Raw genomic sequence first — 12,976 nt, 5'->3', positions numbered from 1 at the left:
AGGACGACGCCGATCGGCCGACCGGATCAGCCCGGCAGGTGCGCCAGCATGTCGTCGACCGCCTCGTCGACGAGGGCCGCATCGGCGTTGAGCGCGAGGGTCGTGACGAGGAGGTCGCCCCGCAGCACCACATGCTCGATCTCCACGGCGCCCTGGATCTGCTCGCCCTGGCGCGAGCACGTCAGCTGCGGGCCCGTGTCATCGCATCCGGGGAAGTTGGCGGCGAGCACGTCGCGCACCAGGGCGACGTGCTGCGGCCGGATGATGGCGGCGTTGGAGTTGAGCGCGCGATCGCCCGGCGGCGTCCAGAAGCAGGTGAGGTTGGGGGTGCCGTGGATGACGTCGAGCAGATCGGCGACCTTCGAGCTGGGGTAGCGGCTGGCGTCGGGCGGGTTGAGGTGCCCGAACTCGGCGTAGAGCCAGTCCTGCATCTGCGCCGAGTAGGCGTGCGCGCAGTCGACGGGAAGCCCGCCGGCATCCGCCGGCGGCGACGGGGCGGGCGCGGGCGGGGCGGCGGACTCCGAGGGGCCCGGCACGGAGGGCTCGGGCGTCGTCTCGGGCTCCGTGCTCGGCACCGGGCTGCCGCTCGGGCGCCCCGGGGCCGTCTCGCTCGCCGAGGGCGTCGCGGTCGGAGTGGACTCGGGCTCGGGCTGGCACGCGGCGAGCGCGAGACCGACGCCGATCAGGGCGAGGGCGGCGACGGGACGGGCGGACGGCATGATGTCGAACGTACCGCCCGCCCGCCCGACCTCAGCGGAAGGCGCGCAGCCGGAGGCTGTTGAGCACCACGAACACGCTGGAGAACGCCATCGCCGCGCCCGCGATCACCGGCGTCAGCAGCCCGAACGCGGCGAGCGGGATGGCGGCCACGTTGTACCCGAACGCCCACACGAGGTTGCCCCGGATGATCGCGAGCACCCGGCGCGAGAGCCGTACGGCGTCACCGGCGGCCGTCAGCGAGTCGCGCACGAGCGTGATGTCACTCGCGTGCATGGCGGCGTCCGTGCCCCCTCCCATCGCGATCCCCAGATCGGCGGTGGCGAGCGCCGCGGCGTCGTTCACGCCGTCGCCGACCATGGCGACGCGGCGCCCTTCCTGCTGCAGACGCCGGATCTCGGCCACCTTGCCCTCAGGCGAGACCCCGGCAATGACGGTGGCGATGCCCGTGTCGGCGGCGACCGCACGCGCCACGCCGTCTCCGTCGCCCGTGAGCAGCACGACGTCCAGACCCAGCTCGCGCAGCGACGCGATCGCGGCGCGGCTGTCCTCCCGCACCGTGTCGCCCACCAGCAGCACGGCGCGCGCGGTGGCGCTCATCCCGGCGGCCGGTGCCCAGCCGACGACCACGACCGTGGCCGTTGCGGCACGGGCGACGTCGTCGAGCTCGGCCGGAATGCGGGCGCCCCGTTCGGCTGCGAGCGCCGGGCTGCCGGCGAAGGCCTCGCGACCCGCGACCGTGGCGGTCACCCCGCGACCCGCATGATTGCGGAAGCCGGCGACCGACGGCAGCTCGACGTCCCCCGCCGCCGCGACGACGGCCCGCGCGATCGGGTGCTCCGAGCCGGTCTCGAGGGCCGCGGCGACGCGCAGCGCCTCGTCGCGGTCCGTTCCGCGCGCGGTCACGATCTCGTGCACCGACATCCGCCCGCTCGTCACCGTGCCCGTCTTGTCGAGCACCACCGTGTCGACGCGACCCGCGCTCTCGATGGCCTCCGGGCCCGTGATGAGCACGCCCCGCTGCGCGCCGCGTCCCGTGCCGACCAGGATGGCGACGGGCGTGGCGAGCCCGAGGGCGCAGGGGCAGGCGATGATCAGCACCGCGACCGCGGCCATGAACGCCTGCTCGGTCGGGGCGCCGGAGAGCAGCCATCCGACCAGGGTGACGATCGACAGTGCGATGACGATCGGCACGAAGACGCCCGAGATGCGATCGGCGAGCCGCTGGATGCGCGACTTGCCCGCCTGGGCATCCTCGACCAGCGCGGCGATGCGCGCCAGCCGCGTCTCGGCGCCGACGGCCGTCGCCCGTACCACGAGCCGGCCGTCCGTCGCGATGGTGCCGCCGGTGACCGATGCGCCGGCGCCGACCGTGACCGGCACCGACTCTCCCGTGAGCATGCTGGCGTCGATCGCCGCCTCGCCCTGCTCCACGACTCCGTCGGTCGCGATGGTGCCGCCCGGGCGCACGACGAAGCGGTCGCCGCGGCCCAGCCGCTCCACGGGCACGGTCTCGCCGTCGCGGCCGGCGGCATCGGCCAGGATCACGTCACGCGCGCCGAGCTGCATCAGCGAGCGCAGCGCGGTGCCCGCCCGGCGCTTCGCGCGCTGCTCGATGGAGCGGCCCAGCAGCAGGAACGTCGTGACGACCGCGGCCACCTCGAAGTACACGTGACCCGACCCGGCGATGGTGGCCCAAGCGCTCCACAGGAGCGCTGCCGCCGTGCCGAGCGTGATCAGCGTGTCCATGGTCGCCGCCCCGTGGCGCGCGGCGCGCAGCGTCGCACGATGGAACGGCCAGCCGCCCCAGCCCACCACGGCCGCGGTGAGGGCCAGCATCGGCCACTCCGCGCCGTGGAACAGCATGTCGCCGCCGAACATCATGGGCAGGGACACCAGCAGGATCGGCACCGTCAGCACCGCCGAGACGATCAGCCGTGCGATCAGCGGCGTGGATCCCGGGGCGTCCTCGACGTCGTGCACGTGCTCCGAGCGCTCGCCGTGGCCGGGGTGGGCGCCGTGATCGTGTCGGGTCGCCTCGGCGCCGTGGCCGGCGTGATCGGGAGGCGCGGGCGAGGCCGGGCGCACTCGCGCGTCATAGCCCGCGGCGTTCACCGCGGCGACCAGGGCCTCGTCGGCCACGCCCGTGGGCGCGTCGACCTTGGCGGACTCGGTCGCCAGGTTCACGGCCGCGTCGACGCCCGGCACCTGCTGCAGCCGCTTCTCCACGCGGGCCACGCAGCTGGCGCACGTCATGCCCTGGATGTCGAGCACGACGGCGCGCCGGTCCTGCGCGTCGCGCTCGCGCACGCCGGCGCTCATGCCCTGCCGCCGTAGGTGTAGCCGGCCTCCGCGACGGCGGACGAGACCGCTTCGTCGGCGACGGGTGCGGCCGCCTCGACCGTCACCGTGCCGGCCGCGACATCCACGTCGGCCCGCACGACGCCCTCGATGGCCTCGATGCCCCCGCCGACCGCGCGGGCGCAGTGCCCGCACGTCATGCCCTGAACGAGATAGGTGCTGATGGTGCTCATGATGTGTCCCTTCGTCGGTCTCAGGCACGAACAGCATACCCCCGGGGGGTATTCCCACCGCAAGCGCGACGTAGGCTGAGGGCATGAGCATCGAGCTGACCGAGCCGGCCGTCGCCGCGACCATCGACCACGCGATCCTGAAGCCCGACTTCACGCGCAGCGACGTGGACCGCGAGCTCGACATCGCGGCCGAGTGGGGCGTCTTCAGCGTGTGCGTGCGGCCGTCCGACATCGCGTACGCCGTGCGCCGCCTCGACGGCTCCGGTGTGGCGGTGGGCACCGTGATCGGCTTCCCCCACGGCACCACCTCGACCGCCGCCAAGGTCGCCGAGCTGCAGCGTGCCAAGGACGACGGCGCGACGGAGTTCGACATGGTCGTGCACATCGGCGCGCTGCGCTCGGGCGAGGACGACCTCGTGACGGCCGACATCGCCGCAGTCGTCGAGGCCGCGGGCGGCCCCTCCTCCAGCGGCGGGCACGTGACCAAGGTCATCCTGGAGACCAGCTACCTCGACCTCGAGCAGATCGCGCGCGGCAGCCGCCTCACCGAGGCCGGTGGCGCGACGTTCGTGAAGACCTCGACCGGCTTCGCCGGCGGCGGCGCGACCGTCGAGCACGTGACGCTCATGCGCGAGAGCGTCTCCCCCGCCGTGCAGGTCAAGGCCTCGGGCGGCGTGCGCGGCCTCGACGCGGCCGTCGCGATGCTCGACGCGGGCGCCACCCGCCTCGGCACCAGCGCCAGCGCGACCATCCTGGGCGAGCTTCGGGCGCGCGCCGAGGGCCGGGCGGGCACAGGCGCCGAAGACACCAGCAGCTACTGAGCCGCTCCTCGGCCCACGCTGGCCCGCCGCATCCGCGGCACGCCGCTTCCGCTCGCGGGTCGGTTCAGCTAGCGACCCGAGGCGGCTTCGATGAGCACGTGGCGCGCCCTGATCACGTCGTCCGCCATCTGCTCGACGAGCTTCTCGACGCCCTCGAACGCGACCATGCCCCGGATGCGCGCGACGAGCTCGATCTCGACGCTGCGTCCGTAGAGGTCGAGGCCCGACTCGTCGATCACGTAGGCCTCCACCTGCCGCAGCTCGACGTCATCGAACGTGGGGTTGGTGCCGACCGAGATCGCGGCCGGATACCGCACACCTGAGCGGAGCACGCCTTCCGGCGAGCGCTCGATCAGCCAGCCCGCGTAGACGCCGTCGGCGGGCACGTATCCCTCGGCGTCGGGCGACAGGTTGGCCGTCGGGTACCCCAGCTCGCGGCCGCGCTTGAGCCCGTGCACGACCTCGCCGATCACCGACGGGTAACGGCCCAGCAGCTTGGCCGCCCGCTCCACGTCCCCGTCGTCGAGCAGCTCGCGGATCCACGTCGACGACACCCGGCGGCCGTCCTCGGCGCTCGCGACGTCGGCCACCTCCTCGACCGCGAAGCCGAGCTCGTCGCCCATCCTGCGCAGCAGCTCCACGTCGCCGGCGCCGCCCCGGCCGAAGCGGAAGTCGCTGCCCACCAGCACGCGCTGCGCGTGCAGGCCCGCCACGATCACACGGCGCACGAAGGCCTCGGCCTCCTCGCCCGCGAGCGTCTCGTCGAAGCGCAGCAGCAGGGTCGCGTCGATGCCGGTGCGCCCGAGCAGCTCGACCTTCTGCGAGACCCCGACCAGCGCGCGGGGGCATCGCTCGGGAGCGATCACCGACAGCGGGTTGCGATCGAACGTCACGGCGACCGTGCGCAGATCGGTCGACGCGGCGTCGACCAGCATCTTCTCGATCAGCGCGCGGTGACCGGCGTGCACCCCGTCGAACTTGCCGATCGCGATGACGGTCGGTCCGAAGTCGGCGGGCACGTCCGAGACGTCCTGGAACAGGATCATCGCGTCGCCTCCGCGACCGCGGCTGCCGACGTCGCCGGCGCGGCGCGATGCGTGATGAGCCACCACAGGCCGAAGAACGGCAGCACGAGAGGCACGAAGACATAGCCGATGCCGTACTGCGACCACACGGTCGGGTGCTGGAACAGGTCGGGGGCCACGAGCGACAGCGTGCCGATCACCAGCACGCCCACGAGCTCGAACACGATCGCGACCCACGCGACCATGTACCAGCCAGGACGTCGCGCGAACACGAGGGCGAGCGTCGCCAGGATGTACACCACGGCCGACGCGGCCGACAGCGAGTACGCGAGCGGCGCCTCGTGGAAGCGCTCGGCGATCTGCACGAACGAGCGCCCCGTCGCGGCCAGCGCCATCACGCCGTAGACGATGACGAGGACCCGGCCGATGCCGGTCATGCGGCGGGAGGGCGCGGTATCAGTCATAGCGCGCTCCAGTCTAGTTCGGCGGCGTGGCCGCACCGCCCGTCCCCTCAGGCGACCTGGACGGTCCAGATCACCTGCATGCGCCACACCATGACGGCGACCGACAGAGCCACGACGCCCATGATCACGGTGCTCCAGCGACTGCGCTCGACCAGCGCCCACACCACGCCCGCGGCGGGCAGAAGCACGGCCGAGACCAGGTACGTCCAGAACTCCAGCACGCTGCCCGTGGGCGGGTTGCCCGCGAACGGCGCCACGATCGCGACGACGACCTGCACGACGAGCAGCAGCTCGATGAGCGCCAGCGATCCCACGGTCAGGTCGCTGGGGCGACGCCCCGCGAGACCAAGCACCACGCACAGCAGCCCCGCCACCACGGCCACCACCAGCTGCGCGACGGTGAACCAGAGAATCACGCATGCACCTCCGGCATGTTCATGGCGCTCTTGAGCGCGTCGCCCCGGCGCTCCACGATGCCCACCAGCGTCCCCTCGGGGTCGACGGCCGCGGCGCGCTCTCCGTCGATGCGCGAGGCCGCGCCCACGAGCTTCTTGCCGTGGCGCAGGTCGCGCGCCTCCGCCGTCGTGACGTCGAGGCGCCCCAGCACGCGCGCGGCGACGTCGGCCGGGGCGAGCAGCGTCGGCAGCGATCCTGTCGCCAGGCCGTCAAGAGCGTGGGCGTCCGCGATGCCGAAGGGGCCGATACGCGTGCGGCGCAGGATCGTCAGGTGGCCGCCCACGCCGAGGTCGTCGCCGAGGTCGCGTGCCAGGGCCCGGATGTACGTCCCCGACGAGCAGTCGACGACGACGTCGAGATCGACCGCGCCGGCGGTGCGCCGCACCTCGCCCACCGCGAACCGGGAGACCGTGACCTCGCGCGCCTTGAGCGCGACGTCCTGTCCCGCGCGAGCGAGGTCGTAAGCGCGCTTGCCGTCGACTTTGATCGCCGAGAAGGTGCTGGGCACCTGTGAGATGCGGCCCGTCAGCGCGGCCGCGCCCCTGGCGATCCGCTCGTCGGTGGCCGCAGCGAGGACCTCCGGATCGGCGGTGCGCACGATCTCCCCCTCAGCGTCGTCGGTCGTGGTCGCCGCGCCGAGACGGATGGTGGCCTCATAGGTCTTGTCCAGTCCGACGAGGTAGGTCAGCAGGCGGGTCGCGCCCTCGATCCCGAGCACGAGCAGCCCCGTCGCCATGGGGTCGAGAGTGCCGGCATGGCCGATCTTGCGGGTGCCGAACGCGCGACGCGTGCGAGCGACCACGTCATGACTGGTGATGCCGCCCGGCTTGTCGACGAGCAGGATGCCGGACGCGGAATGCATGCCTTCCAGGGTACGCGTCCGGCGTGGGAGCGTCGGATCGCGAGCGACCCCCCGCCCGCTCAGGCGCAGGCCTCGTAGGCGGGCTCGTCCGCCGTCGTCAGCACGACGCTCTGGGCGCCATCCTGCCCGTCGACGTACTCGAAGAAGAGCGTGCCGTCATCCTGGTCGTCGTCCGAGACACGCAGGAACTCGCGCCCCTCGATGGTCGACGGCTGCGCCTGCGCGGCCGGGAATGCCGCGAGCACCTCATCCCGCGTCGAGCCGAGCCCGACGCCGCTGTCGTCGGTGCGCGGGCCGGTTCGCGGGGGCTGCGCCGGTCCCCACTCGATCGCGATGGCCTCCACCGGCCCGGTATCGCCCTGCGGGCTGCGAGCGAAGCTCAGGGTGTAGGCCCCTGCCGGAGCATTCCAGAACGCCACCCACGCGCAGGCAGGGTCGTTCGTCCAGCCCTGGGCGGGCAGCTCGGCCAGCGTCTCGGCGAAGTCTTCGCCGATCTCGATCGGCCCCACCTCCCCGTCCTCGATCTCCCAGGTCGAGGGATCGGACGCGTCCTCGTCATCGTCGGCGCGGCTCGGAGCGGACGACGGGGTCGGCGCCGCCGGCGGTGGGGAGGTGACGGACGGGGGGTTGGGCGACGGCGGGTCCTGGGCCGGCGCCGTAGTCGCGCCACCGGGACCGGCGGACGCGCACCCGGCCAACGCGACCAGCCAGGCCGCGGCGCCGGCCGACGCGGCCAGGCGGCGCGACGCATCCATGCGGATGTCCAGCATCGATCTCCCTCCATCGGCGGCGCACAGGACGTCGCCATCGCGGTTCACGAGGTCTCTCCAGCCTCGCCGACGACCGCCGCCACCGCCCCTCACGGTTCGGTCACGATCGCGGCTCGCCCTACGCTGGATCGGTGATCGACTACCGCTCCGCGCCGACCTCCGACATCCCGCCGCTCGTGCTGTACGCGATCCTGCGACTGCGCGTCGACGTGTTCGTGGTGGAACAGGAGTGCCCGTACCCCGAGCTCGACGGGCGCGACGTCGAGCCGACCGCCGTGCAGCTGTGGGCGCTCGAGGAGGACGATGTCGTGGCGACCCTGCGCGTGCTGCATGATCCGCAGGGGCGCGGGGACGACCGCCGCATCGGACGCGTCGCCACCGCCTCGCGCGCTCGCGGGCGCGGCCTCGCGGCCGAGCTGATGCGCCGGGCGCTCACGCTGTGCGAGGGCCGCACCGTGCGGCTCGACGCGCAGTCGCATCTGGCGACCTGGTATGCCCGGTTCGGCTTCGAGGTCGAGGGTCCGGAGTTCATCGAGGACGGCATCCCCCACGTGCCCATGGTGCGCTCCGCCTGACGCGGGGGCGCTCCCACCGCCGCCTACGCTGGAGGGATGCCCGCTCCCCCGCTCGCCGCGCGCCTCATCCCCTGGTTCGCGCGGGCCCAGCGAGACCTGCCCTGGCGGGCCCCCGGCTTCGGAGCCTGGGGCGTGCTCGTGAGCGAGTTCATGCTGCAGCAGACCCCCGTGAGCCGGGTCATCCCGCACCTGGAGGCATGGCTCGAGCGCTGGCCGACCCCGGGCGATCTAGCCGCCGACGCGCCGGCCGAGGCCGTGCGGCAGTGGGCGAACCTCGGATATCCACGGCGCGCGCTGTGGCTGCACCGCGCGGCAGTCGAGATCCGCGACCGCCACGACGGCATCGTGCCGCGGGACGTCGATGCGCTGCTCGCACTGACCGGCATCGGCGACTACACGGCCCGCGCCGTCGCCGTGTTCGCCTATGCCGACCGGCATCCGGTCGTGGACACCAACACCCGTCGGGTGATCGCCCGCGCGGTGCACGGCAGGGCGCAGCCGGGACCGCCGCACCGGCGCGACCTCGACGAGATGGCCGCGCTGCTGCCGGACGACGACGCCGACGCCGCCGTCATGAACGCCGCGATGATGGAGCTGGGCGCGCTCATCTGCACGGCGCGCTCACCGCGCTGCGGCGAGTGCCCCGTGCGCGACGTATGCGCCTGGGTGCGGGCCGGCAGCCCGGACACCCCGGATCTGCGCCGCCGGCAGGCGAAGTACGAGGGCAGCGACCGCCAGGCGCGCGGCGCCGTGCTGCGCGCGCTGCGCGACGTCGGCGCCCTGCCGCAGGACGCCATCCTCGCGGACTGGCCCGATGCCCGCCAGCGCGACCGCGCCATCCTGTCGCTGCTCGACGACGGCCTGATCGAGGCCGAGCACGGGCTGCTGCACCTGCCGCGGTGACCCGTGCCGGTCGAGTGCACACGCACATTGGTGTGCACCCGGCCGGCTGCCACCCGCGCGGCTGCGCCCAGCAGAGGCTCGAGTGCACACGCACATTGGTGTGCACCCGGATGCCGCGCGCGAGGGTCAGTCCTCGTCGGCCTCGCGGGGCTTGACGTAGGGGTCGGCGTCGCCGGCGTACTGCGCCGACGAGGCGAGCCCGGCCACGGCTTCGTCACGCTCGCGCGCCTCGCGCAGCAGGGCATCGAGGTGCCCGGCGTTCTCCGGCAGCGCGTCGGGGATGAACTCGAGCGACGGCGTGAGGCGCGTGTTGAGCTTCCTGCCCACCTCGGTGCGCAGCATGCCGGTCGCCGACTTCAGGGCCGCCGCGGATCCCGCGCGCTCCTCGTCGGTGCCGTACACCGTGTAGAAGACCGACGCGTGCTGCAGGTCGCCCGTGACGCGCACCTCGGTGATCGTCACGAAGCCGAGGCGCGGGTCGCGCAGGCCTTTCTCGAGCCGCTCGGCCAGGATCACACGGATGCGGTCGGCCAGCCGGGCCTGACGTTCGTTGGCGGCCATGAGGAGTCCTCCCTGTAGAGACGAGCCTGCCGGGCGGCGCGAGCCACCCGGCAGGTTCAGTGTGTCAGAGCGATGAGGTCACCGCGGCGTGCATCACGCCCGCGGCTTCTCGACCATCTCGGTGGTCTCGATCTCGTCGCCGATCTGGATGTCGTTGTACTTGCCCAGACCGATACCGGCCTCGAAGTCCGTGCGCACCTCGGTGACGTCGTCCTTGAAGCGGCGCAGCGATTCGATCGCCAGGCCGTCGGCGATGACCACGCCGTCGCGGATGACGCGCGCCTTGGCGTTGCGCGTGATCGTGCCCGAGCGGACGATGACACCGGCGATGTTGCCGAACTTGGAGGAGCGGAAGACCTCGCGGATCTCCGCGACGCCCGACTGCACCTCCTCGTACTCCGGCTTGAGCATGCCCTTGAGCGACTGCTCGACATCGTCGATCGCGTTGTAGATGACCGAGTAGAACCGGATGTCGACGCCCTCGCGCGCGGCGGCCTCGCGGGCCTTCGCGTCGGGACGCACGTTGAAGCCGATCACGATCGCGTTGTCGATCGTCGCCAGGTTCACATCCGACTCCGTGATGGCACCCACACCGCGGTGGATGATGCGCAGCTGGACGCTCTCGTCCACCTCGATCTTGAGCAGCGACTCCTCGAGCGCCTCGACGGCACCCGACACGTCACCCTTGATGATGAGGTTGAGCGACTCGACCTTGCCCTCTTCGAGAGCACGGGTGAAGTCCTCGAGCGACATGCGCTTGCGGGCCTTGGCCAGCTGGGCGTTGCGCTCGACGGCCTCGCGCTTCTCGGCGATCTGGCGGGCGGTGCGGTCCTCGTCCGTGACGATGAACGTGTCACCGGCGCGAGGCACCGAGTTGAGACCCTGCACCTGCACGGGACGCGACGGCGCCGCCTCCTCCACGTGCTCGCCGTTCTCGTCGATCATGGCGCGCACGCGGCCGTAGGCCGTGCCCGCGACGATCGCGTCGCCGACGCGCAGCGTTCCCGACTGGATGAGCACCGTGGCCACCGAGCCGCGGCCCTTGTCGAGCTTCGCCTCGATCGCGACACCACGCGCCGCCTTGTTCGGGTTGGCCGTGAGGTCGAGCCCGGCGTCGGCCGTGAGCAGCACGGCGTCGAGCAGGTCCTGGATGCCGGTGCCCTGGCGGGCCGACACGTCGACGAACATGACGTCGCCGCCGTACTCCTCGGCGACCAGGCCGTACTCGGTCAGCTGCTGACGCACCTTGGCCGGGTTGGCCTCCGGCTTGTCGACCTTGTTGACCGCGACCACGATCGGCACACCGGCCGCCTGGGCGTGGTTCAGCGCCTCCACCGTCTGCGGCATGATGCCGTCGTCGGCCGCGACCACGAGGATCGCGATGTCGGTCACCTGCGCACCACGGGCACGCATGGCGGTGAACGCCTCGTGACCCGGGGTGTCGATGAAGGTGATCGCGCGCTCGATCTGGTCGTGCTCGGTCCAGATCTGGTACGCGCCGATGTGCTGCGTGATGCCGCCGGCCTCACCCTCGACCACGTTGGTCTTGCGGATGGCGTCGAGCAGTCGCGTCTTACCGTGGTCGACGTGACCCATGACGGTCACCACGGGCGGACGGATCTCGAGGCTGTCGGCGTCCTCGTCGAGGAGCTCCTGCTCGAGGTCGAGACCGAAGCCCTCGAGGAGCTCCTTGTCCTCGTCCTCGGGCGAGACCATCTCGATGCGGTAGCCCAGCTCCTCGCCGAGGATCTCGAACGTCGCCTCGTCGAGCGACTCGGTCGCGGTCGCCATCTCGCCCAGGTTGAACAGGATGGTGACGAGCGTGCCGGGCTGCACGGTGTAGCCCTTCAGGGCCTCGAGCTTGTCGGCGAAGTCGGAGATCGACGCGCCGCGACGCAGACGGATCGTCTCGCCGTTGCCCTTCTGGACGTTGACGCCGCCGACGACCGGCGCCGACCGCATCTCGAATTCCTGGCGCTTCGCGCGACGCGACTTGCGCTGCTTCGACTTGCCGCCGCCCTTGCCGAACGCGCCGGCCGTGCCGCCGCGACCGCGACCACCGGGGCCGGGACGGCCGGGGAATCCGCCGCCACCACCGGGGCCGCCGGGGCCGCCGCCGGGACGGAAGCCGCCGCCGCCACCGGGACGACCTGCGCCGCCCGGACGCTGCTGGAACGGTGCGCCGGGACGACCGGCACCGCCGGGACGACCCGGACGACCGGCGCCGCCGGGACGCGGGGCGCCCGGACGAGGCGCACCCGGACGCGGGGGCTGCGGCTTCGGGATGTTGCCGGGCGTCGGGCGCTGGCCCATGCCCTGCGCCGAAGCGAAGGGGTTGTTGCCCGGACGCGGGCCGGCGGGGCGCTGCCCCATGCCCTGCGACGAGGCGAACGGGTTGTTGCCGGGGCGCGGAGCCCCACCGGGACGCGGGGCACCCGGACGAGGACCGCCGGGCTTGGGCGCGTCGGACGCCGGAGCGGCGGGCTTGTCGGCCGCAGGCGCGGCGGGCTTCGCCGGGGCGGCCGGGGCCGGCGCCGGGGCCGCCGGGGCGGGAGCCGGAGCGGCAGGCTTCTCGGCCTTGGGCGCGGCGGGCTTCGCCGGGGCGCCGGGCTTGGCGGTGGTCGCGCGAGCCGGGCCGGGACGGCCGGCGGGCTTCGCCGGCGCGGCCGGCTTGGCGCCCTCGGCCTCGAAGGCGGCGCGCAGCTTGCGCGCGACCGGAGGCTCGATCGTCGACGACGGGCTCTTCACGAACTCGCCGAGCTCCTTGAGCTTCGCCAGGGCGACCTTGCTGTCGACGCCGATCTCCGCAGCGATCTCATGTACGCGTGGTTTTGCCACAATTCTCCTGTCTGGCGGCCTGCCCGGACAGGGCAGACCTCTAAAGGCGGACGGGTCTCATTTCGAGCCGTTCACTTTGTTTCCATAGCCGTTCAGCCATTTCTCGAAGGTCTGCGTGTCAAGAGGGCCCGACACGCGCAGTGCTCGTCCGAAGGCGCGGCGCCTGAGAGCGTTCTCCGCGCACTCGCGAGTGGGATGCAGCCACGCGCCCCGACCGGGCGACGCCTTGCGCTCGTCGATGACAAGCTCGAGATCGCGCGCGACCACTCGGAGAAGAGCGGATCGGGGGGCACGCGTGCGACAGCCGACGCACGTTCGTACGGCTTCCATCGTACACCTCTATCCGCTCGCCTCGCTCGCTCCGCAGCAGGCAGCGGTTCGCGCTGCGAGGTCGCTTCGCTCGCACCTACATGGCTGCTTCCCGGATGCGAGCGAAGGCTCCCGAGTCGC

General features: G+C 72.7%; 14 protein-coding genes. 3 read left to right on the top strand and 11 right to left on the bottom strand.

What is annotated here, in order from left to right:
• Positions 1 to 26: 26 nt before the first annotated feature.
• Genes ABTW64_RS12125 through ABTW64_RS12115 form a run of 3 tightly spaced genes read right to left on the bottom strand, consistent with a single transcriptional unit; the run spans position 27 to position 3,251 of the window.
• The gene (locus tag ABTW64_RS12125) at positions 27 to 719 is read right to left on the bottom strand and encodes a hypothetical protein (RefSeq protein ID WP_350622727.1); all 693 of its coding nucleotides are present in this window, start codon (positions 717 to 719) and stop codon (positions 27 to 29) included.
• Positions 720 to 750: 31 nt separating this feature from the next.
• Positions 751 to 3,039 (bottom strand): heavy metal translocating P-type ATPase, encoded by a 2,289-nt coding sequence (locus tag ABTW64_RS12120; RefSeq protein ID WP_350622725.1) that lies wholly within the window; start codon positions 3,037 to 3,039, stop codon positions 751 to 753.
• Positions 3,036 to 3,251, bottom strand: a complete 216-nt coding sequence (locus ABTW64_RS12115) for a heavy-metal-associated domain-containing protein (RefSeq protein WP_350622723.1) — start codon at positions 3,249 to 3,251, stop codon at positions 3,036 to 3,038. The genes ABTW64_RS12120 and ABTW64_RS12115 overlap by 4 nt, the downstream gene beginning before the upstream one ends.
• A gap of 83 nt (positions 3,252 to 3,334) precedes the next feature.
• Here ABTW64_RS12115 and deoC point away from each other — a divergent pair, with 83 nt between their 5' ends.
• Positions 3,335 to 4,072 (top strand): deoxyribose-phosphate aldolase, encoded by a 738-nt coding sequence (gene deoC, locus ABTW64_RS12110; RefSeq protein ID WP_350622721.1) that lies wholly within the window; start codon positions 3,335 to 3,337, stop codon positions 4,070 to 4,072.
• Positions 4,073 to 4,140: 68 nt separating this feature from the next.
• On the opposite strand, the gene ABTW64_RS12105 is transcribed toward deoC, so the two are convergent.
• The 5 genes from ABTW64_RS12105 to ABTW64_RS12085 are packed head-to-tail and all read right to left on the bottom strand — an operon-like array spanning position 4,141 to position 7,649.
• Positions 4,141 to 5,118, bottom strand: coding sequence for a bifunctional riboflavin kinase/FAD synthetase (locus tag ABTW64_RS12105; RefSeq protein WP_350622719.1), 978 nt, complete (start codon positions 5,116 to 5,118; stop codon positions 4,141 to 4,143).
• Positions 5,115 to 5,561: a hypothetical protein gene (locus ABTW64_RS12100; protein WP_350622717.1), complete on the bottom strand. Its 447-nt coding sequence runs from the start codon at positions 5,559 to 5,561 to the stop codon at positions 5,115 to 5,117. The genes ABTW64_RS12105 and ABTW64_RS12100 overlap by 4 nt, the downstream gene beginning before the upstream one ends.
• A 47-nt stretch (positions 5,562 to 5,608) precedes the next feature.
• Positions 5,609 to 5,977 carry a hypothetical protein gene (locus ABTW64_RS12095; protein ID WP_350622715.1) on the bottom strand — a complete coding sequence of 123 codons (369 nt, stop codon included), beginning with the start codon at positions 5,975 to 5,977 and terminating at the stop codon, positions 5,609 to 5,611.
• Positions 5,974 to 6,879: a tRNA pseudouridine(55) synthase TruB gene (truB, locus tag ABTW64_RS12090; protein WP_350622713.1), complete on the bottom strand. Its 906-nt coding sequence runs from the start codon at positions 6,877 to 6,879 to the stop codon at positions 5,974 to 5,976. The genes ABTW64_RS12095 and truB overlap by 4 nt, the downstream gene beginning before the upstream one ends.
• Positions 6,880 to 6,938: 59 nt before the next feature.
• The gene (locus tag ABTW64_RS12085; protein WP_350622711.1) at positions 6,939 to 7,649 is read right to left on the bottom strand and encodes a hypothetical protein; all 711 of its coding nucleotides are present in this window, start codon (positions 7,647 to 7,649) and stop codon (positions 6,939 to 6,941) included.
• Between the two features lie 131 nt (positions 7,650 to 7,780).
• On the opposite strand from ABTW64_RS12085, the gene ABTW64_RS12080 reads away from it, so the two are divergent.
• Both ABTW64_RS12080 and ABTW64_RS12075 read left to right on the top strand, forming a co-directional pair.
• Positions 7,781 to 8,224: a GNAT family N-acetyltransferase gene (locus tag ABTW64_RS12080; RefSeq protein ID WP_350622709.1), complete on the top strand. Its 444-nt coding sequence runs from the start codon at positions 7,781 to 7,783 to the stop codon at positions 8,222 to 8,224.
• A gap of 36 nt (positions 8,225 to 8,260) precedes the next feature.
• Positions 8,261 to 9,127, top strand: coding sequence for an iron-sulfur binding domain-containing protein (locus ABTW64_RS12075; protein WP_350622707.1), 867 nt, complete (start codon positions 8,261 to 8,263; stop codon positions 9,125 to 9,127).
• A 126-nt stretch (positions 9,128 to 9,253) separates the two neighbouring features.
• On the opposite strand, the gene rbfA is transcribed toward ABTW64_RS12075, so the two are convergent.
• From rbfA to ABTW64_RS12060, 3 genes are all read right to left on the bottom strand, one after another.
• On the bottom strand, positions 9,254 to 9,688 hold the full coding sequence (rbfA, locus tag ABTW64_RS12070) for a 30S ribosome-binding factor RbfA (RefSeq protein ID WP_350622705.1): 435 nt from the start codon (positions 9,686 to 9,688) through the stop codon (positions 9,254 to 9,256).
• Between the two features lie 93 nt (positions 9,689 to 9,781).
• Complete coding sequence (infB, locus tag ABTW64_RS12065; RefSeq protein ID WP_350622703.1) at positions 9,782 to 12,526, bottom strand: translation initiation factor IF-2; 2,745 nt, start codon at positions 12,524 to 12,526, stop codon at positions 9,782 to 9,784.
• A gap of 57 nt (positions 12,527 to 12,583) precedes the next feature.
• Positions 12,584 to 12,856: a YlxR family protein gene (locus tag ABTW64_RS12060; RefSeq protein WP_350622701.1), complete on the bottom strand. Its 273-nt coding sequence runs from the start codon at positions 12,854 to 12,856 to the stop codon at positions 12,584 to 12,586.
• Between the last annotated feature and the right edge of the window lie 120 nt (positions 12,857 to 12,976).

This window comes from Microbacterium sp. NPDC096154 (assembly GCF_040302945.1).
GTDB lineage: Bacteria > Actinomycetota > Actinomycetes > Actinomycetales > Microbacteriaceae > Microbacterium.
Note: the sequence above shows the minus strand (reverse complement) of the source record. Positions and strands in the feature narration are given on the sequence as shown.